The sequence below is a fragment of the Pseudodesulfovibrio alkaliphilus genome (assembly GCF_009729555.1).
Taxonomy (GTDB): Bacteria; Desulfobacterota; Desulfovibrionia; order Desulfovibrionales; family Desulfovibrionaceae; genus Pseudodesulfovibrio; species Pseudodesulfovibrio alkaliphilus.
In genome coordinates this window covers 154,692-175,246 of the sequence record NZ_WODC01000008.1, presented here as the reverse complement: position 1 = coordinate 175,246, position 20,555 = coordinate 154,692, and the positions used below count along the sequence as shown (strand labels likewise).

The window sequence follows — 20,555 nt, the reverse complement described above, 5'->3', positions numbered from 1 at the left end:
GGGGGCTTTTGCTTTCTATTGCCGAGCTGTTACCAGCTCTTGGCCCGCTGTACCTCCAGGGCTTCTTCCTGCTCTTCAAAGGAGACGAAGCCAGCGTGGCGCATGGCATCCTCCACGGTATGATGCCAATCCCAGCTGGCATAGATGACGGGCTTATGGAACATGCTGCGGAACTGCTCCATTTCCTGACGATAAAACTCCTCCTTGGGCGTCTCCATGTGCTCGCGAAGCTGCTCGCTGAAACGATCCAGCTCGCCCTCGTACCACTCCATGAAGTCCTCGGGGGACTTGTACTTCTTGAGAATGTGTCCGTAGCTGTTGGCTTCAAGCAGTTTGCGCAACCGATCCATGTGCTGCTGCTTGAGCCATTTGCCCAGATCACGGGTCTTGATGTTTTCGGCCTCGACAGCGGCCATATCGAACTTGGTCTGCCGATAGGTGTCGGGCACCACAGAGGCGGACACGATGCCGGCCACAGTCACAAGTCCGCGCAAGATGACACTGTTGCTCACGCCCTGGCCGCAGAAGCCCACCTTTTTCCCCGCCTTCTGGCCGGCGAAAATGGCCGCGAGAATGGCCCAGACCACTGCCGGATCCTCCTCGTCGTAGATGTGCTGAAGGCTCGCGTTGTCACGGTCAGTGGCCAGCACCATCTGAGTCATGTCGTTGGAACCGATGGAGAAACCGTCCACTTCCTGCAGGAACTCCTTGCACAAGATGGCGTTGCTCGGAATCTCGGCCATGAGGATGACCTTGAGATTGTCACGGCCGGATTCCAGGTTGTGGACCTGCTTGAGATAGCGCTTCATGCTCCTGGCCTCTTCCAGCGTACGCACGAAGGGGAACATGATGCTCAGATTCTTGCCACCGTAGATGCCCCGAGCCAATTTGAAGGCCTCCAGCTCCCAGTCGTGGATGTTGCGCGACACGCCCCGGTAGCCGATCATGGGGTTGTCCTCGTGCGCCTCAAAGAGCAGGCCGCCCAGCAAGTTGCGATACTCGTTGGACTTGAAGTCCGTGGTACGGTAGACGATGGTGCTGCCGTAAAAGGCCATGGCAAAGAGGGCCAGCCCCTGGGCCAGGGTCTGAATGTAGTTTTCCTTGCCCGAGGTGTAACCGCGGGCCTCAAGCAGATTGCGGATGCGCTCGGGCAGCGTGGCCACCTCGTCCATCTCGGACTTGAGCCCCATCTTGAGGGCTACCTCCTCGCGAAGGGCCGTCACCTGATCGAGATAGGCCACGATCTCGGGATTATCCTTGAGTCGTTTGACATACTCGGCCACAATCTGCTCGTGTTCCTGGCGGGTTTTCCACGCCTCGCTGCGCGGCTCGGGCATGGGTTCGAGCATGTCATGGTAGCCGAGGATGACCGCCACATGGGCCTCCAGGTCAATGGAGGTCTTGAGCACGTCCAGACGGTCGGTGGCATAGGAGATGTGTTCGTCGAGCTTGTGGTCCATCTCGCGCAGCTTGCGGTGCATGGCCAGCACCTCGTCGGTGCTGCGCGCACCTTCCTGCTCGGCCAGGGAATCCATCCTGCCGGAAAGGCCGGTAATCAACCCGACGTACTCGCGCAGCTTCAGTGGCATCCGAATCAGCCCGGCGGCGAGCTGATCCTTCATCGCCTTGGTCAGATGGCTGTCCATCTGCTGGATCTTTTCCTCGACCAAATCGTTGAGGGTATCCTTGTCATAGGCTTCAAGGGCCATGGGATGGACACCGATGTTGCCGAGCATGAACTCGGCGCGCAGCAGACCGATCTCGAAATCGGGCACGGTGCGCAAGCGGGAAAGAAAAAGGGCCTGCCCCACGTCGGCCAGGATGAGGCCCACTTTGGTCTTGGTGGCTGGCAGCTCGGCAAGATTGATCTCGCCGCCCACCTGCACCAGGGGAAGTTCGCCGCGATAGACCTTGCCGCCCGAGCCGTCCACCGTGATCTGCTGGCCGTCAAGGGAGCGCAGAGCCTCAAGCCGCTGGATGCCGATGACGGCCGGAATGCCCAGCTCACGCGAGGTGATGGCCGCATGGCTGGTGTCGCCGCCCACGTCGGCCAGGATGGCCGAGGCGATACGCATGCCCGGAACCATGTCCGGGTCCGTCCGTTCGGCTGCCAGGATATCGCCCTTGTTGATCTTGTTCAATTCCAAGGCCGAACGCAGATATTTGACCGTGCCCTGCCCTGCTCCCCGCGATGCGCCGTTGCCTTCAAGGATGACCTCGGCCGAATCAATGGCCTTCTTGTCCACCTCAAGGCGACGCATGAAAATGGTGTCCGGGTGCTGTTCCAGCTCCTCGTTCCAGCGGGTTTCCGGACGCGCCTGCACGAACCAGAGCCTGTCGGTCTTGTCGATGCAGAACTCGGTGTCCATAATCATGTCACCGTAGGCTTTGGAAATGGCACGAACGCCATGAGCCACCATCTCGGCCTGGGCGATGGAAAGCGCCCAGCGCGTAACCTCGTTGTCCGGCACTTTCACCACATGGGTGCCACTGCCGTCTTCCTTGTAGACAATCTTCTTTTCCTTGCAGCCCATGTAGCGAATGACCACTTCACGATTGCCGTCGCGCTGGAAGACGTAGAACTTGTCCGGGGTGACCATGCCACCCACCACGGCCTCTCCCAGGCCATAACTGGCATCGATGGAGACAAGGTCGTTGCGGTCCGTACCCCGGCAGCCGGTGGCAGTGTCGGCGCTGAAGGCCGTACCCGAGATGACCGGGTTGATCATGCGCATGATGCAGACCGAAAGGGAAGTGTGTTCGATGGCCCATTCCTTTTTGGCGGTCTCGGCAATGGAATCGTTGCCGGTCTCCTCGGCCTTGGTGATGGCGTCGAGGATCGCCTCGCGGCGGTAGGTCATGGAACGCAGGTTGTAGGCAGAGGCACAGTCCCAATGATAGGCTTCGAGGCACTCGTCGGCTCCGACGATGTTCAGGTAGGTATCCTGAAGCCCGGCAAACGCCTTTTTGCGGCTGTCTTCGCCTGCGGCCGAAGAGCGCACGGCCACGGGCACATCGTCCATGCCCGCCTCCTTGCAGATGGACTGGTAGGCGTCCTTGACCTCGCCGCCGATGGCCTCAGGCACCTCGACGGACAAAATGGCGGACTGGACCAGCACAGAACGCTTGCGCAGCTGATCGATGCCTTCCGGCGAAGTGGCAAAACCCTCGACCACGTTGTTGATGAAGGTGCGCAGCTTGATGGGTGTGCCGGATTGTTTGGCAGACTGCTCGCGGATCTTGCGACCCACGCGACGAACGAATTTCTGAAGGAATTCAGAATCCTGGTTGACCTCGTCCGAGTGCCAGTCCACCTGGTTGTATTCCTTGTCCACGGTGGAGCGCACCACGGCCGCGTTGACCTTGGTTTCGTCAAGGATGATATGGAAAGCGTGCGAGGAAATGGCCCGGAACTCCGGAGCCCTGATGCCCTGGACCTGACTGATTATGGCGGTGTTGTAGTTCTTGCCGCCGACGAGAAGCTCGGCCTCTTCGCCAATCTGTGTGATCTCGGCACCGTTGAGAACCAACTTCTCTTTGAGACTCTCAGTGTTTGCCCCCGTATTGGCGGCCTTGGCGTTTTCAGCCTTCTGGGCGGGCTTTTTCTGGGTCTTGGCCATTTCTTCCTCCTGGAAAGTCCGTGCGGTTCGGGACGAAATCCCAATTCCCCCCGATCCGAGGCCCACGGCTCCCTGCTGATGATTAGTGAACAATCAAAGAGCAATCCCGATTTTGTCCTGGACTACCCGCTTACAGGGTAATCCCCCACCCCGTCAATGATACAGGGCTGAAACGGGCCGCATTTATCATCTTGCCGCACAGCCCCCCTGCTTCCCGCAGGGGAGACGCTCTCTACATCTTCTGTCCGCAGTTGGGGCAGAAATTGCACTCCTCGCCGGGAACCTCGAACTTGCATGTGGGGCATACTCCGGCCGATGGGCCGAGCACCACAAGCAACTCGCCTTCGACCACAGGAACCATTTTTCGGTCCTCGGTGTAGTTGGCGGACTTGATGACCCGACGGACCACGCCGTCTATGGGCGCAAGCACGGACTTCTCCTGCTTCATGATGGAGATGTTGAAAAGTTCCTCGCCCACCCTGACCCTGTCACCGGGCCGCACATGTGTCACCCAGAGGTCGCCGTTGCTAGGCGAACCAACATGGTAGATGTTGGAGGGATCGGCCATCTCGCTGCGTTCCTTGCCGCCCACCTCGGGCTCTGTCACCCGGACCTGATGGCTCATGATCTCCGAGTCGAGCACATAGCGAACCACGGCCATGCCGTTCTCGTCAGGCTCGGAGATGTCGAGGATGCGCATGATATGCGGCTTGCGGCAGTTGCCCTGGAAGTTGAGCACCACCCCTTTTTCCAGCCCCTCGAACCAGACATCCACGGGCAGGTTGTTGACGTTGCCGTACTTCTCGCAGAACTCGATGGTGTTGATGGCGTCACCCGGATGGTTGAGATACATGATGAACTCTTCCTCGGTGGGCTGACGATGCAGCCGGGCCTGAAGCGCCTCGCGCTCTGCGGCGAGATCCACATCTTCCAGCGTGGTCAGCGGCGAAGCCTCGGTGCGCTCGGCAATGGCGGTCTCCCATCCCTTGCCAAAGGCGGACTGGTAGACCCAGTCGGCCGGGAAACCCAGCGGCAGCTTGCCGAACTTGCCGAGCAACAGGTTGCGGAAAGCGTCGTTTGAGTCGCGATAGAGATCAAGCCGGGCCTCGCGCTCAAGATCGGTCAGGTCCGCCTCGTTGCAAAGGTTGACGATATCAAGGACGTTGAGCAGGCGACGCACCTCGCGCTCTCCGCCACGCTTGTATGCGCCGGTCACGGCCAGGAAGGCGGTGTTCCAGGTGATCTGCGAACCCGGAGTGACATCGTGGTATCGAACCACCTTGCGCGTCCCTTCAAGGAACTTGAGCATGTAGGGCAAAAGCCTGATGTAGCCCTGCTTGAGCGCCCCCTCCTGAGAGGACGATGTGGCCCCGCCGGGCATGCCATGGCGGACAACATCGTGATCGATACCCTGAAAATACGGTGCAGTATAGCGGTCGTAATAGGGCATGACCTGCTTGAGCAGGAAATTGGTGGAGCGGATCATGTCCTTGTCGAGATGGGTCTTCAGGCCGATCTCGTCCTCAATGTAAGCAGCGGTGGAAAGCACCTCTCCCTGACCGTACCAACGCACGGCCGCCCCCACGGCAACATCCACGATGTGCGCTCCGGCCTCGGCTGCCGCCCCCATGGTGGGCACGAACAGGCCATCAGTATAATGGCGATGGCTATGGATGACCAGTTCCGGGTACTTGGCCCGGATGGCCCCGATCAAATCGCGCATGAACCGGGGCGGGCACACGCCCGCCATATCCTTGAGGCCGAGGATGATCATGCGCTCGGCCTTTTTGGCGCTCACTCCGGCCACATCGGCGCACATGGCAATGATCTCGTCGGTGACACGCACATAGCGGTCCACATCAAAGCCCTTGGCCCAGGACAGGGACAGAGCCGGCTCGAAGATGTTCTTAGTCGAGGCGAGCGCCACCTCGGCGAATGGCCGCATATTCTCAATATGATTAAGAAAGTCGAAACAACGAATAACGTCGTAATGCTCATTGATCATCTCGCCCGTCAGGCGCATGACATTCTTTGGCTGGGGCTTATAACCGAGGACGTTGGTTGATCGGATGAGGATCTGCTTGAGCGTGTGCGGGGCAAAGCGGTTCCATTCCGCAGCCTCGGCAAAGGGATAGGTCATATTGGCCAGCATGGCCACGTGAAAATGCGCCCCGCCGCCGTTCTCAAGGGAGAAAAAGCCGCACTTGTCCAAAGTCGGACCGATGATTCGGTCCTCGGCAAGACGGAAACGGTTGCCGCTGTTGGATTGGGTGATGTCGCGGGTGGTGGTGTCCGTCATGTGGACAATACCCGCCTCGCGGTCCGTGCGCAGGGTGTCGAGGATGGTGTCTCTATCCATGCCGCGGGTGATGTGAGGCTCGAACCAAGTTGCCACCTCAGGCGGGTCCGCCAGCTCAAAACGGCCGACCCGCTTGTCGTCGCGACCCCGATATTCGCCAAGGCGCACATATTTGTTGTAACCGAGGGCTGAAATCTCGGCCACCAGCCGGGTCAGGCGTAGCGAGTCGGGCTCACGGTCCGAGTAGTCCATGAGTTCCGCATAGTTGTGGCGGACAAAATTGGTGTCGTAATCCGCCTCGATGAATTTCGGGTGTTCAACAATCTTACGATGGAAGGGAACCGTAGTCTTGACCCCGCTGATCATGTATTCGCGCAGGGCGCGGCTCATCAGGGCCACGACCTTGTTCCACGAGTTGCCGTAAGCGATGAGCAGCGCAGCCGCGGAATCGTAGTTGGAGGGGAAGCGGTAGCCGTCTCCCACGCAGGAGTCGATGCGGATACCCTGGCCGCCGGGCGACACATACCGGGTGATACGCCCGGAGTTGGGCTCGAAGTTCTTCTGGGGATTCTCGCAGTTGATACGGCACTGGAACGCCCACTGGTAGGGCTTGTTGGTCTCTTCGGAAAAACGCAGCTTGGAGCCGAAGGCGATGGCTATCTGCTCCTCGACAAGATCAATGCCGTAGCGACACTCGGTGATGCCGTGCTCCACCTGAAGTCTGGTATTGACCTCAATCAGGAAAGGCTCGCCGTCGGCTGCCACAAGAAACTCCACCGTGGCCAGCGAGTAGTAGCCCACGGCCGCCACCAGCCGCCGCGAATACTCCTTGAGCTTTTCGCGCAGGGCCTCGGAATACTTGGGCCAGGGCGATGGAGTGATCTCCACGAGTTTCTGATGATTGCGCTGCACCGAACAGTCGCGCTCGTCAAAACAAAAAATATTGCCGTAATGGTCGGCGATGACTTGGATTTCTATATGGCGCACAGAGGTGAGCAGCTTTTCCACATACAGCCGAGGATTGCCGAAGGAAGCCTGAGCAAGGGCCGAGGCTTTGGAAAAGGCGTTTTCCAGTTCTTCGTCGCGATAGACCTCATAGATGCCGCGTCCGCCCCCGCCGCCCTCGGCCTTGAGCATGACCGGAAAACCGATCTTGTGGGCGATCTCGCGGGCCTCGGGGATGGAGACCGCGCCGTCGGAGCCGGGAACCACGGGTACGCCCTGCTCAATGGCCAGCTTGCGCACGGCCACCTTGTTGCCCAGGATACGCATGGGTTCCTGCCGGGGACCGATGAAAATGAGCCCCGCCTTCTCGCATTTGGCCGGAAAGGAATCGTCCTCGGCCCCGAATCCCCAGCCGGGATGGATGGCGACCACGCCGCTGGCCTTGGCCTCGCGGATGATGCGGTCAAGGTCGAGATAGGCACGGGGGTCGGCACCGAGCATGAGCAGCTCGTTGGCCCCGGAGGTGGCCGGAGATGTCTTGTCCACATCCGTGGCGGTCATGATCGCCTTGGCATTGAACATCTCTGTGATGGAACGGCAGATGCGCCTTGCGGGAATGCCCCGGTTGGCGACGAGAATCCGCTTTCCCTTGACCTCTTCCAGAACCTCTTCAAAGGTCTTCGGCTTCATGGAATTCACTGATCTCCTTGAGCATATGTGACCGAAATACATCGCACGGCCCATCCGGCCTCGCCGGACAGAGCCTATAGGGGAATTATGGAACCGGAGTAGAGAACAACTTCCCTGCCCGCCCGCCGCAGGACGAGCCCTCCCTTGGGAGAAAGGCCCGTTATTTCAGCCTGGTAAGAATCCTGTCCTTCCTCAGTGACATGAACACGTCGTCCATGCCAGGCCAAACGGCTGGTGACGGCGGACAGGAACCGCGCTGGCTCCAATTCGTCGAACAAGGTTGCATACACATTTCTTCCTCGGTTCACAAGGACTTCACACAGGGCCAACGGGCCGCCCCAAGGTGCCGCTATTCCCAGAATCCCGGCCGAAACAGAATGATCTTCGCGCATCAGCCCGTCAGCCGGTGACTCGACGACATTGAGGCCAAGTCCCAAAACGACCAGCCCGTTCCGCTCCTCGATAAGCATGCCTCCCACCTTTCGCCCGTTACGAAGAAGGTCGTTGGGCCATTTGATCTCGATCCGAAAGCCCAGGGGTTCCAACGCCTCGACGAACACATACCCGGCAATCAGCGGCAGCAAATCGGCAGAGGCCTCGCGCCAGGGGCCATCCAGTGGCGGCGCAGGCATGACCATCGAGACATGAAGATTGCCCGGAGACGAGATCCAGGGTCGCCTGAGCTGGCCGCGACCGCCGCGCTGACGCACCGCCACAACCGCATCCCAGGCCCCTAAGACTCCGGCCTCGGCCAGCAACCGCGCCGTTTCCATGGTCGTACCGCATTCCTCGACAACCACAATCACCTGTTCCGGCTTCGGCATGGTTCCCCGGACGCCCTCAAGACCACTCCCCCGGGCGACCGCGAATCGACCCAATCCGCCCACTTCCACGCCTCCGGTCCACGGCCCGAAGGCGCGTATGTCCGCGTCCCAGGTCGGGTGCGCCCGTGCCAAGGACTCGAGAGAGGTCGGGGCCACCTCGTGACCATGACCCGATTCCCATGCAAAAATTCCTGGTGGCAGCATGTGTTACCTTATGATAAATTCCATGCAATGAATGTGTATCTGGCAGGCGGCGCGGTCCGCGACCTTCTCCTGGGCAGACCCGTCACCGACAGGGATTATCTGGTCACCGGGGCGACCAGACAGGAATTCCTCAGGCGCTTTCCCGAGGCAAGAGAGGTCGGCCGAAGCTTTCCGGTCTTTCTCCTCGACGGACTCGAGTTCTCCTTTCCGCGCAAGAACTTCATCGACGAAGAACTACGGTCGCGAGACCTGACTGTCAATGCCATGCTCCTCGCCCGCGACGGCAGTCTTGTCTGCCACCCGAACAGCCTGGACGACCTCTGGTCGCGCACCCTGCGCCCCGCCTCGCTCCAATCGTTTCTGGACGACCCCCTGCGCGTCTTCCGTGCCGCCCGGTTCTGGGCCAAAATGCCCGACTTCTCCCCCCACCAAGAACTGGTGGAGACCATGAAACTGGTGGCCGCCAAAGGACTGCTCGACCACCTTCCGGCCGACCGCGTCGGCCAAGAAACGCGCAAGGCCCTGCTTTGCGAATCCCCAGGCAACTATCTTAGATTACTAGCAAAAACAAATTGCCTCGTTCCCTGGTTCTCAGAGTTCAAGCAAAGCATGAACATTCCTGCGGGGCCTGCCCCCTACCACGACACCGATGTGCTCGAACACAGCTGCCGCGTCATGGACAGTCTGGCTGGTGATGCCGTGGCCGTGTGGATGGGATTGTGCCACGACATAGGCAAAACCATTACGCCAACGGAAATGCTCCCCAGACACTTCGGCCACGACCAAGCCGGCATGGACATGGCCGATGCCCTTGCCCGACGAATCCGGCTCCCCAATGCCCTGGCCCTGGCCGGACGCAAGGGGGCGCAGTGGCACATGACCGCCGCCCGGTATCGCGAACTGCGTCCGGGGACCAAGGTGGACATGCTCATGGACCTGCACCGCTGCGGCATACTGCGGCGGCTATTCCGGCTCGTAAACGCGGATCAGGACGTGGACGACTGGCATCTGGCCGCTCGAGACATGCGCCGCGTCCTGGCGGTACGACTCGCCCCGGAGCAGCGCGACCTCGGCCCGGACTCCGGAGCCAGGCTCCGACAGCTTCGCGCGCAGTCCGTGGCCTTCCGTCAAAAATAATCGCTTTTTCGATCACCCCTCTGGAAAGGCGAAAGATTTGATGCTATGCGTTAAAAAAGGTCCTCTTCACGCCCCGGCCAAACCCGCCAACACGGAGCACTGCATGAGACTTGTCACCCGATCAGATTTCGACGGCCTTGTCTGCGCCACCTTGCTCAGACACCTCGACCTCATTGATGATTATCTCTTTGCCCACCCCAAGGACCTTCAGGATGGCAAAGTCGAGATCACTGCCAACGATGTGCTCGCCAACGTCCCCTACGTGCCCGGATGCGGACTGTGGTTCGACCACCATACCAGCGAGCGGGAACGGCTGGGCGACATCGATTTCAAGGGCGACAGCCGTCCCCTGCAAAGCTGCGCCAGGGTCATCCACGAATACTATGGACCCGACAGGTTCCCGGATTCCTTCGGCCCCATGCTCGACGCCGTGGACAAGGTGGACTCGGCCGCCCTTTCCGCCGACGAAATCGCCAATCCGACAGGCTGGGTCATGCTCGGGTTTCTCATGGACCCGCGAACCGGCCTTGGCCGGTATCGGGAGTTCCGCATCAGTAATTACCAGTTGATGCTCGACATGATCGAATATTGCCGAACCAAATCAGCCGAGGAAATCCTGACCCTTGATGATGTCAGGGAGCGGGTGCGGAAATATGAGGATGATTCTCCGGCATTTGTAGAAATGCTCAAAGAAAACAGTCAATTACACGGAAACGCCGTAGTGCTTGATCTGCGCATGTTGGACCGCATTCCCTGCGGCAACAGATTCATGATCTATACCTTGTTCCCGGAGTGCAACGTCAGTGTACGCATCCTATGGGGCTTCAAGCGGCAAAACGTGGTTTTTACCGTGGGGCACTCCATCCTCAACCGCACAAGCAAAACCGACGTGGGCAGCCTGATGCTCTCTCTGGGCGGCGGCGGCCACAAGGCTGTAGGCACCTGCCAGGTCTCCAAAACCGAGGTTTCTCAGACACTGGCGAGAATCCTCGATCAACTCAATACCGATGGCTAGCCCCGGAACGGAGGGGTGTCATGGACAGGAAGAAGCTCCTCATCGTTGACGACGACACGCGCTTTGCGGATCTCGTGGCCGTGAAGCTCGCGCCTCACGCGGACTGTGCCGTCTCGCCGAGCGGAGAGGACGCTGTCCTTCGCTTTCAGCACCAGCTCAGGAAAAACGAACCCTTCGACGCCGTAATCATGGACATCGTGATGCCCGGCATGTCCGGCCACGACGCCGTGGAAAAAATGCGCGAAACCGAACGCCGCAACCATATCGATCCGCGAAAGAGTTTCAAGCTGCTCATGCTTACCGCCCATCGGGACATGAAAAACGTCAGCTGTTCCTTTTTCCGCAACGGAGCCGATGCCTTCATTCCCAAGGAAAACCTCTCGGACAAGCTATTGAGCGAACTGCGCAAGCTCGGACTGGCCTGACCTGCGGTCAGCGAATGAGCAGATCGTTCATGGCCGCCTGCGCTTCCCCGGGCCGATCGCCAAACAAGGCGCGACTCATCCTTCCTATCCTCCCGGCCGCCTCGCGCAAGGGCGGCAGTTCCTGAATTTCAGGCAGCCCCAGTATCTCAAACTCCACCGGGGCGAAGCGCAGATCGTTGTCCAATGCCCCGTCATCCATGTAGGACACATCGCCGATAAGCCGCTCGCGTTCCGCGTTGACCGGGTCCATACCCTTGACATAGCGCAAGGTGCCGGTTGGGGTGCGATTGCGGTTCACCCGGCCCACCTCGGCGTTGATTCCTGCCGCGAACTGCCTGAGTCCCAGATAGTTGACCGTCAACTGCTTTCGCCCCCCGTCCCCATCCCTCACATGATAATGACCATGCAGATAGTCATGCACGGCCCGCTGCAGGAGATCATAACTTTTACGAACACATTTGACATAGCGGCCAGCCCGGGTCAGGGCCAGCGGAATACGAGTGAACAACGGCAAAGGCATGCCACGGCCAAAAGGAATGCAGGCGGGATCCACCTCAAGGGCCAGATACAACGATGCCTCGTTGCCGAGAAGCAGATGGTGCAGCCGCAGAGCGGCCCGCTCGATACCCGGTAGCAGCTCACGCAGCTTCCCGGTCATGGTCGCAAAGTCTGCCATGAGATCGTCGAGATTCCGGCGGTCTCCAAAATAGCCCTCAGCTATCTCGAAGACGACTTCCTTTTGCAACTGGTCCGCATATTCACTGAAATCAGCCATGGGAACTCCTGGCACATTGCCCGTTTATGAGGTATATACGCCCTATTCCCGCTTCCCGCAACGTATCGGAGAAACGGGCGCATCCGCCCCACTCATCGCCGAGGAGACCGCATGCTGTTAAACGAGCACATGAGCAAGGCCCTTTTCGCCAAAGCGGGCATTCCCGTTCCCCATGGACAGCCGGTTTTTCCCGGAAGCGAGGACGACTTCAACCCGCCCTTTGCCCTGCCCTGGATACTTAAGGCCCAGGTACCCATCGGCGGCCGGGGCAAGGTCGGCGGCATATTGCGCGTCAAGTCTTCCGACGCCTTCGCCCCTACGGCCCGCAAGCTCTTCGGCCTCGACATCCGGGGCCACCGCGTACCTTTCGTTCGCGTTGAACCTGTGGCGGCCATCCAACGCGAGATGTATCTGTCACTGACAGTTTCCCGAAGCCGGGGGTGCATCCTGCTCACCGTGGGCCGCGAAGGCGGAGTGGACATCGAGTCCGGTGGCCAGGGCAACCTTCTGGTGCAGGAAATACGCCTCCCGGCAGGAATATCGGCCCACCAGATGCGGGCGGCCTTTTTCCACCTCGGCCTGGACAAAGAGCGTTTTGCCGATTTTTCCACACTGATCAAGGACCTCTTCAAGGCCATGCTCGACAACGGCCTGCTCCTGGCCGAGATAAACCCTCTGATCATCACCGATGATCAACGCTTCGTGGCCCTTGACGCCAAGGTGGAGGTGGACGACAATTTCGTGGAACTCAACCCGGCCATGGAGGCGTATTATCAGCCGGAACACGCCAGCCCCGAGGAGAACGCCGCCCGCAAAGCCGGGTTTTCCTATGTGAGTCTTGACGGCTGGGTGGGACTGATGGTCAACGGCGCCGGACTGGCCATGGCTACCATGGACCTGCTCAACTTCTCGCGTCTGCCTGCCCGCAACTTTCTGGACCTGGGCGGCACGGCCGACCACGCACGGATGCGAACCGCCCTGGATTTGCTCTTTGGCGATACCCGCGTCAGAGCCGTTTTCATCAATCTTTACGGAGGAATTCTCTCATGCCGCAACGTAGCGCTGGCCCTGCGCGAGGCCTTGGGCGGTCACGAGCCTGAAAAGCCCATCGTGACCCGCATGGCGGGCAATGACGCGGCCGGAGGCGTGGAAGTGCTCACGGCCATGGGTTGCTCCGGATTACATCTGGCCCGAGACATGGCCGACGCCATCCGCATTCTGGATTCCATCCGCCCGGCCGACGCCCCGGTCATCGAATTTCCCGCCCCTGGTTCGGCCCTGCCCGAAGCCATGCCTGTCCCCAGAAACCATATGCCCACGAAGACTCTTGGCATCAGCGCGGACACGCCGATCCTGGTCCAGGGTATCACCGGCCGAGAGGGGCAGCTCCACACCCAACTGATGCAGGCGTACGGAGCCAATGTGGTGGCCGGAGTGACGCCCTTCAAGGGGGGACAGACAGTTCTGGGGGTACCAGTCTTCAATTCCATTGCCGAGGCCACGCGTGACCATGAGATCGGCGCAAGCATCATCTTCGTACCGCCGCGCATGGCCGCAGATGCGGTACTCGAGGCAGCCTGCAACAAAATCCCCTGGGCCGTGTGCATCACCGAGGGTATCCCCCAGCAGGATATGCTGGCGGTCTTCGAGCAGATCAACTCTTCGCCCACTCGGGTGGTCGGCCCCAACACGCCAGGTGTCATCCTGCCCGGCCGAACCAAGATCGGCATCATGCCTACCGATCCCTTCAGCCCCGGCCCGGTGGCCATCCTCTCGCGCAGCGGCACTCTGACCTACGAGGTGGCCTCGCGCCTCACGGCGGCAGGAATCGGCCAATCCGTGTGTATCGGCATCGGCGGCGACCCCTTTATCGGAGTCGACTATGTGGATGCAATTGAAATGCTTTGCAATCACGACGAAACCCAGGCCGTGATCATCCTTGGCGAGATAGGCGGCCGGGCCGAGGAAAACCTTGCTGAACACATAGTCCGGACCGGCTTCGCCAAACCCGTAACCGCGTTTATCGCGGGACGCACGGCTCCCCCCGGCAAAAGGCTGGGCCACGCCGGAGCTATCCTGGAAAAGGGTGACGGCGTGGACCGCAAGCTCGAAACCATGCGCAAGGCCGGATTCGCAGTCTGCGCAAGCCTCGAAGAGGTCGCCCAAATAGCCACCCGGAGACTCGGATGACAGGAATCCCCCGCCTGAGACGGGGGCGCCTTGATCCCGACATGATCATACACATCGATCAGCAAAAGAAAGCCTAACGAAATTCGCCATCCAGAAGCAAGTGGGAGAAATACCCCGCGCAAAAAGCGAGATAAAACGGCACAAAGCCACGCACCGTCTCAATTCCGCCAACAAAGGCGGGAATGAGCACAATGGGCAACGGCACCACGAGCATGGCCCACCAGGTATGTGTCCATCCCCGGTGCGAACCCATGGCCGGAAGCATGGCCAGCAGACCGAGCCACGCAGCCCAGACATACTGCTCGCGCACGATCAGACCAAGATCCACGGCCGCAAAGACCATGTAAAACAGTTTTTGCCCCTTGGAATCGGTATCCACATCCGGGAAGAGCGCACCCATGAGACAAAAACCAGTCAGACCGGCCGCAATGATCGGGGCAACGGTCAGCCAGCCCAGCAGTGTCGCGCCCACCAGCCCCATGACAGCAAAGAAGAGGCCACCAGCCAGATGTCCCTTGTAGCCGGGCATGGCCTCTACGCCGGGATCAGGACTCGCAGGAGGAGCGGACGCAGACGCTACGCAGCACGAACTCCCTGGCCTCCTCAAAGAGGCCGGGAATATTGTACGGGGTCAGGAACCGTGTACGCACCGCGCCCACGATATTGGCGTAGACCATAAAGGCCGTCTGAGTCACGGGCAGGTCCAGGATCGAGCCGTCCCTGATACCGCGCTGCAGAATTTCCTCGATCAGGTCGGTCAGCCCCCGGAACTTGGCAGCGATCTTCTGACGATCAAGGTCCGGGTTATCGTCGCTGAAGGGTGAACAGCGGATGATGGTCGGAAAGGTGCTCTCGTTGGCCAGGGTGAAGTCGAGATACGCTTTGACAAAGGTTCCCAGGGCTTCGCACCCGTTTTGGGTCTTGGCAGTCCGCTCGCGCAGCTCGAAGATCATGGTGTCCACCAACTCGCTTCCGGCGGCCATGAAGAGATTCTCCTTGCTGTCAAAGTAATGAAAGACAAGACCCGAGGCCACCCCGGCGCTTTCGGCCACCATCTTCATGGTTGTGCCCGCGTAGCCATAACGGGCGAAAAGCTCTTGGGCCGCCTTCAGTATACAGTCCTTTTTCGGTATCAAAACACTCCCCCTTCCAAGTCATTGCAATCGGAACCGCAACATTCCGATCCCCGGCGCCGCAAGGCCTCCAGGTCGGTCACTGACGCCAAATACGGCGCTTGCAAAAAAGATCAACTCCTCACGGGCAGGAAGCACCTCTCTGTTCGCATGGCCCGTAAGGCTCGAAAACTCGCCAACGGTTCAAGGACTTCGGTCTTGCCTTTCTCTTGCGCCTTGCATTTCACCATTCTTAAACAGCCTGCGATTTCGATATTGTCAACTGCCTGTTAGTATGGTCGGGATCATTGTTCAAGCGCAAATATGGAATCCGCTGCCTCGTCGAAAAGACAGAAAAAACGGCGAAATCCGCAGATTCCGCCGTCATCGGGTCGACCTGGAGTCTCTACATGGCGTCGAAAGCCTGCAACTCTTCGATCTGCTTGTCTATCTCGCGCTGAAGCCTGTCGGGCAGACCCATTATGTCGGTATTGAGGAACCCGCGCACGATGGTGGATGTCGCCTCTGCCTCGTCCAGCCCCCGGGCCATGAGGTATTCGATCTCGTCCTGGGCGATCTTGCCAACGGACGCCTCATGAGACAGCTCAACACCTTCTGCCGTGCCATCCAGTTCGGGAATGGCCCAGATGCGGCCGTCGCCGAGGATGAGCCCCTGGCATTCAAGATGCCCCTTGCTGGGCACGGCATGGGCCCCGATATGGCCGCGATTGATAATGGTTCCGCCGGCAGCGATGGTCCGGGCGATGATTTCGCAGCGGGTGTCTGGCGCATTCATGATCACACGATTGCCCATGTCCAGATGCGTCCCCTTGGGCGCGACCACCACTGAATTGAACCGGGCCACGGAGCCTGCCCCATTCATGGTGATTGAAGGATACATCTGAAGATCCTTGACCGCCTTGAGCAGCACATAGTTGGAAAGAAATCTCCCACCTTCCTCGACCACGCCCGCAGACCGGGGCCGCACCGCAACGCTCTCTCCCCAGTTGTGAACCATAGTGAAAGTTAACGAAGCATTTTTCTTGACGAAAAACTCCGATATACCGAGGTGTGCACCCGCTTTGGTCCCGTGGGCCACCGAACATCCGGTGATGACGTGAGCCTCGGCTCCCTCCTCGATGATCACAAGATTATGGACGTTTTGGCCAACATTTTCGGCCTTGAGCATGAGACAGGACTGAATTGGGTCCTTGATCCTGGCCCCGGCCTTGACCCGAATGAAGTAGCCGCCGTGGAGCTTGTCCTCGGTCGCCCTGGTAAACTCGTCCTTGTCCCTGTCCACCAGGGTCCAGTAGTATTCCTTGAGACCGTCATACTTCTTCAGCGCATCCTTGATGTCGAGAATTTCCACTCCCTCATCGTGGGATCGACAGTGAACGGCCGAATGGTCCATCTGAAGATAGGAGCCGGAGCGCATGGACTCATCGGCCACCACGCCCGCCAGCAGGAGCTGGTCCTTATCCTCGGGCGAGAGGGAATTGAGGTCTTCTATGGCCTCGCGGTCCAGCCCTTCAAACGTGAATTGCGAAAGATCAACAGTGCTCATATCCGTTCTCCCCGGGGAGTTGCTAGTTCATGCAGCGGACGCATTCCTGGTAGCCGTGCTGGCGGATGTGGTCGAGAATATCTCTGGGACGGCCCTCGCAACACAGATGGCCCTTGAAGAGCACCTGCCCCCGATCCGCGTTGACATAATCGAGAATATAGCCGGTGTGAGTGATAATCAGCCCGGCGGTCCGGGTGCTCTCCTTGCGAGCCTTGAGGGTCAGTTCGGCAGAGAGTTCGGGAGCGACGTTGAAGTTGCCGTCGAGCACGTCGCGGGCCACCTTGCCCACCAGTTGCATGTTCTCCATATCCACCCCTGACTCCGGCTCGTCGAAGAGGACCAGCTCCGGCTGCTGGGCCATGAGCTGGAGCAGTTCCGAGCGCTTGATCTCGCCGCCCGAAAAGCCCGCATTGATGTCCCGGTCCAGGAATTCCGTCATATTGACCCTGTCGGCCAGCAGATCGGGGTTGACCGCGCCCTTGCGTGCACACAGCTGCACCAGATGCCGGGTGCGCAGACCATGGATGGTGGGCGGGCGCTGAAAGGACATGCCAATCCCAAGACGCGCCCGTTCGTACATGGGTGCGCGGGTGATATCTTCGCCCTTGAAAAGAATGCGCCCCCGTGTCACCTCATAGCCGGAAAAGCCCATCAGGGACATGAGCAGCGATGTCTTGCCCGAGCCGTTGGGGCCGAAAAGGATGAAGGTCTCGCCCTTTTTTATTTCAAGATTGATCCCCTGAAGTACCGGCTTGTCGCCGATGTTGACATGCAAGTCTTCAATGGTCAGCATGGTGGTCCTCGCTTTGAATCGATATGCAGACAGACTCATTACTGAAGCCGGGGGGGGAAGTCCAGTCATTCGTCCCCTGCAGGAACAAGGATGGCTGACTGCTGCTCCCGGCAGCGGCAAGCCAACGAAACGGAGACGCCATGGGCAAAAAGCGCCGCCTGACGGATTTGACGGAACTCAAGGAAATCGCCTCTCTGGCCAAGGTAAAGAAAAAGGACGCTTACGCCCTGCCCTACGACAAGCCCAAACCCCTGCCCGAGGAACAGGCCCGGCGCGACGAGGTTGCCGAGGCGAACCTGTTTGAGAGCGCCATGCAGGGCGTCACACCCGTGAGCGGCGGCGGGCGACGAGTCGCCCCCAAGCCCGCGCCGTCACCGTCTGCCGCCGCCGTGCCGGAAGACGCCGAGGATGCCTACCTGAGCCGATTCCTCCGGGGCGAGGTGGAGTTCGAGCTCGAATACACCGACGAATTCATGTACGGCTATGTCCGGGGGCTGGACATCAAGACCTTCCAGCAGCTCAAGGCGGGATCCTTGAGCGTGGCCGCCCACCTGGATCTGCACGGCATGACCTTGCTCCAGGCGCGGGAGGGGCTGCTCTTCTTCATCCGCGAGAGCTATCTCCAAGGGCATCGCTGCGTGCTGGTGGTCACCGGCCGGGGCATCAACTCCCCGGGCGGCCAGGGTATACTGCGACGAGAAACCGAAACCTGGCTGACCCGCGACCCGCTCAAGCGGGTGGTCCTCGCCTTTTGCACGGCCCAGCCCAAGGACGGCGGCGCGGGCGCCATCTATGTCCTGCTGCGCAAACACAGAAAAGCGCAAGGAAAAATAGCCTGGGACACCATGCCGAACATGGACGACTTCTGACCTTGGGCAGGCCGCAAAAAACCTCCGCCCCATGGGGACGGAGGTTTTCTCTTTCGCTTCGCACTCCCGGCCTAGGCCGTAACCTGGACCGCCTCCTCAACAGGAGCCTTGCCCGGCCCACCCTTGAGATTTGTCATCTCCTTGGCTATGGCCAGCTCTTCGGCGGAGAATATCTTATTGATGTCGATGATGATGATGAACTGCTCATTCTGGCGGCCCATACCCTTGATGTATTCCGCGTTGATGGCGGCACCCATCTTGGGGGCGGCCTCAATGGAGTCGGGCATCATCTCGAAGACCTCGCGCACGGAGTCCACAAGGGCACCCATGACGGTGTATTCGCCGTCAAACTCGATCTCCACGATGATGATGCAGGTGTCCACCGTGTCTTCGCTCTTGGACATTCCGAGCTTGAGACGCATGTCCACCACAGGCACTGCGTGGCCTCGCAGGTTAATGACCCCGCGCATGAATTCCGGCGTCCGGGGGATTTTGGTAATGGAGGTCAACTCCAGCACCTCCCTGACAGTCCCGATGTCCAAGGCGAAAATCTCCTTGCCCAGAGTGAAGGTCAAGAACTGGTTGATATCCTTCAGCGCGTTTTCAGACATGACAACTCCTCCGAAAAATTGAGGATCAATATTTCACTAGCACCCTGCCCACACCTGGGTTTCCAGGATGTCGCAGGATCTCCGCCAAGGGTTCGCCCGGTGGCTGAATCTTCCAGTACCTCTGATCAAGATCGAAAACCATTATAATATCCGTTCGCTTTTCAAAAAACATACGCCTTTGCCGCCCAAAAGAGAAGAGCGCTGCCAACAGTTTTTCAAAAAAATCGCACCAATGGCTTTTTCTCGGAAAAAGTGATTGACAATCCACCCTCCTCGCGGATAGTAACACCCTTCGCGTCGGGATGTAGCGCAGTCTGGGAGCGCACTTGAATGGGGTTCAAGGGGTCGGAGGTTCAAATCCTCTCATCCCGACCAAACGACGAAACACCCCGGTGGACCGGCAACCCGGTCCGCCGTTTCGTTGAAAGCTCAAAATGCTGTCGTAGCTCAATCGGTAGAGCGCATCCTTGGTAAGGATGAGGTAGGCAGTTCAATCCTGCTCGACAGCTCCATATATCACAAAGGCCGGCCAGAAACCTGACCGGCCTTTCTCGTTCGGGTGTCCCGTCCTACCCCTTGCTGTCGAAGATCGTGCCGGACTCCTTGAGAATGAGTTCCGCAAGGAGCTTTTCCAGGGTCATGCCAGGGTCCGACGGCTTCCTGAGACGGGCTGCGTTGTCCAGAATCTGGGCCTGGCTTTGCAAGGCAAGCTCTTGAGAATGCAGGCTGTCTTCCTTGCTGCGATACATGCTCTGGACCGAATCCATCTCGCTGGCCAGGGCCTGGACATAGCCGAGCTGGTTGGCCCTGGTCCCTTCAGCGCCCAGATCAGCTCCAGCAAGATCAGCCCAGGCCACGCCGCTGGACGGGGTATCCACGGCGTGGAAAGAAATGTCAAATCCCCCCTTGGGGCCGGACTGGATGAAGACCTTGCCGTCCATGCCAATCTGCGAGGTTCCCCACTTGGCACTGTCCAGCATGGATATACCGTTGAAATCCGTACCGGAAATGGTTCCGACTATCTTGTCGCGCAAGGCGTTGTAGTCGCCCTGAACCACGCTGCTTGATCCATCCAGCTCACCGGAATTGATCTTGTCGATGATCTCCTGCATGTCGCGCAGAGCGCCGGTAATGGTGGATACGCCCGTGCGGGCCACGCCCATCATGGACGCGGCTTCCCCCACATTACGCGCCGCCTGCCGCGTGGCACCGGCATCGGCCCGCAAGGTGCCGCTGATGGCATCCTCAAAGGGGTTGGTGAAGGTTTGAGCCCGCACCGGCTGGCCCAGCACAAGGCTGCGCAGATTCCGGCCCACCGCAGACCCCGCGAACAGCTGGTTGGTCAGCATGTCGCGCTCCAATAGCCGCGCCGAGTACTCGTAAATAAAGCTCTTCTCGATGTCGCTGAGGGCCATGGAATCTCCGGGGTCTAATCGTGGGTATCCGCAAGCGTTATCGACCACTCCATCCATAACTTTA

15 protein-coding genes and 2 tRNA genes are annotated in these 20,555 nt (G+C 59.5%); 7 read left to right on the top strand and 10 right to left on the bottom strand.

All coding sequences use genetic code 11. The features are described 5' to 3' along the window. Positions 1-29: 29 nt before the first annotated feature. From GKC30_RS12540 to GKC30_RS12530, 3 genes are all read right to left on the bottom strand, one after another. Positions 30-3,620 carry a PEP/pyruvate-binding domain-containing protein gene (locus tag GKC30_RS12540; protein ID WP_155935201.1) on the bottom strand — a complete coding sequence of 1,197 codons (3,591 nt, stop codon included), beginning with the start codon at positions 3,618-3,620 and terminating at the stop codon, positions 30-32. Positions 3,621-3,852: 232 nt separating this feature from the next. Then, the gene (locus GKC30_RS12535; protein WP_155935199.1) at positions 3,853-7,554 is read right to left on the bottom strand and encodes a pyruvate carboxylase; all 3,702 of its coding nucleotides are present in this window, start codon (positions 7,552-7,554) and stop codon (positions 3,853-3,855) included. 74 nt (positions 7,555-7,628) lie between these two features. Continuing rightward, positions 7,629-8,378: a biotin--[acetyl-CoA-carboxylase] ligase gene (locus GKC30_RS12530; RefSeq protein ID WP_231117154.1), complete on the bottom strand. Its 750-nt coding sequence runs from the start codon at positions 8,376-8,378 to the stop codon at positions 7,629-7,631. 231 nt (positions 8,379-8,609) lie between these two features. Between GKC30_RS12530 and GKC30_RS12525 the strand changes: the two genes are divergently transcribed. The 3 genes from GKC30_RS12525 to GKC30_RS12515 all read left to right on the top strand — a co-directional run bounded on the left by GKC30_RS12525 (position 8,610) and on the right by GKC30_RS12515 (position 11,159). Then, positions 8,610-9,719, top strand: coding sequence for a tRNA nucleotidyltransferase/poly(A) polymerase-related protein (locus GKC30_RS12525; RefSeq protein ID WP_155935195.1), 1,110 nt, complete (start codon positions 8,610-8,612; stop codon positions 9,717-9,719). A gap of 103 nt (positions 9,720-9,822) precedes the next feature. Beyond that, positions 9,823-10,734 carry a BTB/POZ domain-containing protein gene (locus tag GKC30_RS12520; protein WP_155935193.1) on the top strand — a complete coding sequence of 304 codons (912 nt, stop codon included), beginning with the start codon at positions 9,823-9,825 and terminating at the stop codon, positions 10,732-10,734. 20 nt (positions 10,735-10,754) lie between these two features. Then, positions 10,755-11,159, top strand: a complete 405-nt coding sequence (locus GKC30_RS12515) for a response regulator (RefSeq protein ID WP_155935192.1) — start codon at positions 10,755-10,757, stop codon at positions 11,157-11,159. A 7-nt stretch (positions 11,160-11,166) separates the two neighbouring features. On the opposite strand, the gene GKC30_RS12510 is transcribed toward GKC30_RS12515, so the two are convergent. Then, positions 11,167-11,934 carry a hypothetical protein gene (locus tag GKC30_RS12510; protein ID WP_155935190.1) on the bottom strand — a complete coding sequence of 256 codons (768 nt, stop codon included), beginning with the start codon at positions 11,932-11,934 and terminating at the stop codon, positions 11,167-11,169. Between the two features lie 111 nt (positions 11,935-12,045). Between GKC30_RS12510 and sucD the strand changes: the two genes are divergently transcribed. Beyond that, positions 12,046-14,124, top strand: a complete 2,079-nt coding sequence (gene sucD / locus GKC30_RS12505; protein ID WP_155935188.1) for a succinate--CoA ligase subunit alpha — start codon at positions 12,046-12,048, stop codon at positions 14,122-14,124. Between the two features lie 73 nt (positions 14,125-14,197). Here sucD and GKC30_RS12500 read toward each other — a convergent pair whose 3' ends face one another. The 4 genes from GKC30_RS12500 to GKC30_RS12485 form a co-directional block, all read right to left on the bottom strand. Further along, positions 14,198-14,653 carry a metal-dependent hydrolase gene (locus GKC30_RS12500; RefSeq protein WP_155935186.1) on the bottom strand — a complete coding sequence of 152 codons (456 nt, stop codon included), beginning with the start codon at positions 14,651-14,653 and terminating at the stop codon, positions 14,198-14,200. A 16-nt stretch (positions 14,654-14,669) separates the two neighbouring features. Next, positions 14,670-15,257 carry a TetR/AcrR family transcriptional regulator gene (locus GKC30_RS12495; RefSeq protein WP_367614136.1) on the bottom strand — a complete coding sequence of 196 codons (588 nt, stop codon included), beginning with the start codon at positions 15,255-15,257 and terminating at the stop codon, positions 14,670-14,672. A gap of 385 nt (positions 15,258-15,642) precedes the next feature. Continuing rightward, positions 15,643-16,803 (bottom strand): SufB/SufD family protein, encoded by a 1,161-nt coding sequence (locus tag GKC30_RS12490; RefSeq protein ID WP_155935182.1) that lies wholly within the window; start codon positions 16,801-16,803, stop codon positions 15,643-15,645. A 22-nt stretch (positions 16,804-16,825) separates the two neighbouring features. Then, on the bottom strand, positions 16,826-17,596 hold the full coding sequence (locus tag GKC30_RS12485) for an ABC transporter ATP-binding protein (RefSeq protein WP_155935180.1): 771 nt from the start codon (positions 17,594-17,596) through the stop codon (positions 16,826-16,828). A gap of 140 nt (positions 17,597-17,736) precedes the next feature. Here GKC30_RS12485 and GKC30_RS12480 point away from each other — a divergent pair, with 140 nt between their 5' ends. Further along, positions 17,737-18,465, top strand: a complete 729-nt coding sequence (locus GKC30_RS12480; RefSeq protein WP_155935178.1) for a Smr/MutS family protein — start codon at positions 17,737-17,739, stop codon at positions 18,463-18,465. 71 nt (positions 18,466-18,536) lie between these two features. On the opposite strand, the gene GKC30_RS12475 is transcribed toward GKC30_RS12480, so the two are convergent. Further along, on the bottom strand, positions 18,537-19,076 hold the full coding sequence (locus tag GKC30_RS12475) for a chemotaxis protein CheW (protein ID WP_155935176.1): 540 nt from the start codon (positions 19,074-19,076) through the stop codon (positions 18,537-18,539). A 298-nt stretch (positions 19,077-19,374) separates the two neighbouring features. Here GKC30_RS12475 and GKC30_RS12465 point away from each other — a divergent pair. Together GKC30_RS12465 and GKC30_RS12460 are read left to right on the top strand one after the other, a co-directional pair. Then, positions 19,375-19,451: transfer RNA gene (locus GKC30_RS12465), tRNA-Pro, on the top strand. Positions 19,452-19,512: 61 nt separating this feature from the next. Beyond that, positions 19,513-19,588: transfer RNA gene (locus GKC30_RS12460), tRNA-Thr, on the top strand. Positions 19,589-19,645: 57 nt separating this feature from the next. Here the strand turns inward: GKC30_RS12460 and GKC30_RS12455 are convergent. Continuing rightward, a complete protein-coding gene (locus tag GKC30_RS12455; RefSeq protein WP_155935172.1) occupies positions 19,646-20,491 on the bottom strand; it encodes a flagellin in 846 nt (281 codons plus the stop codon). Positions 20,492-20,555: the final 64 nt, after the last annotated feature.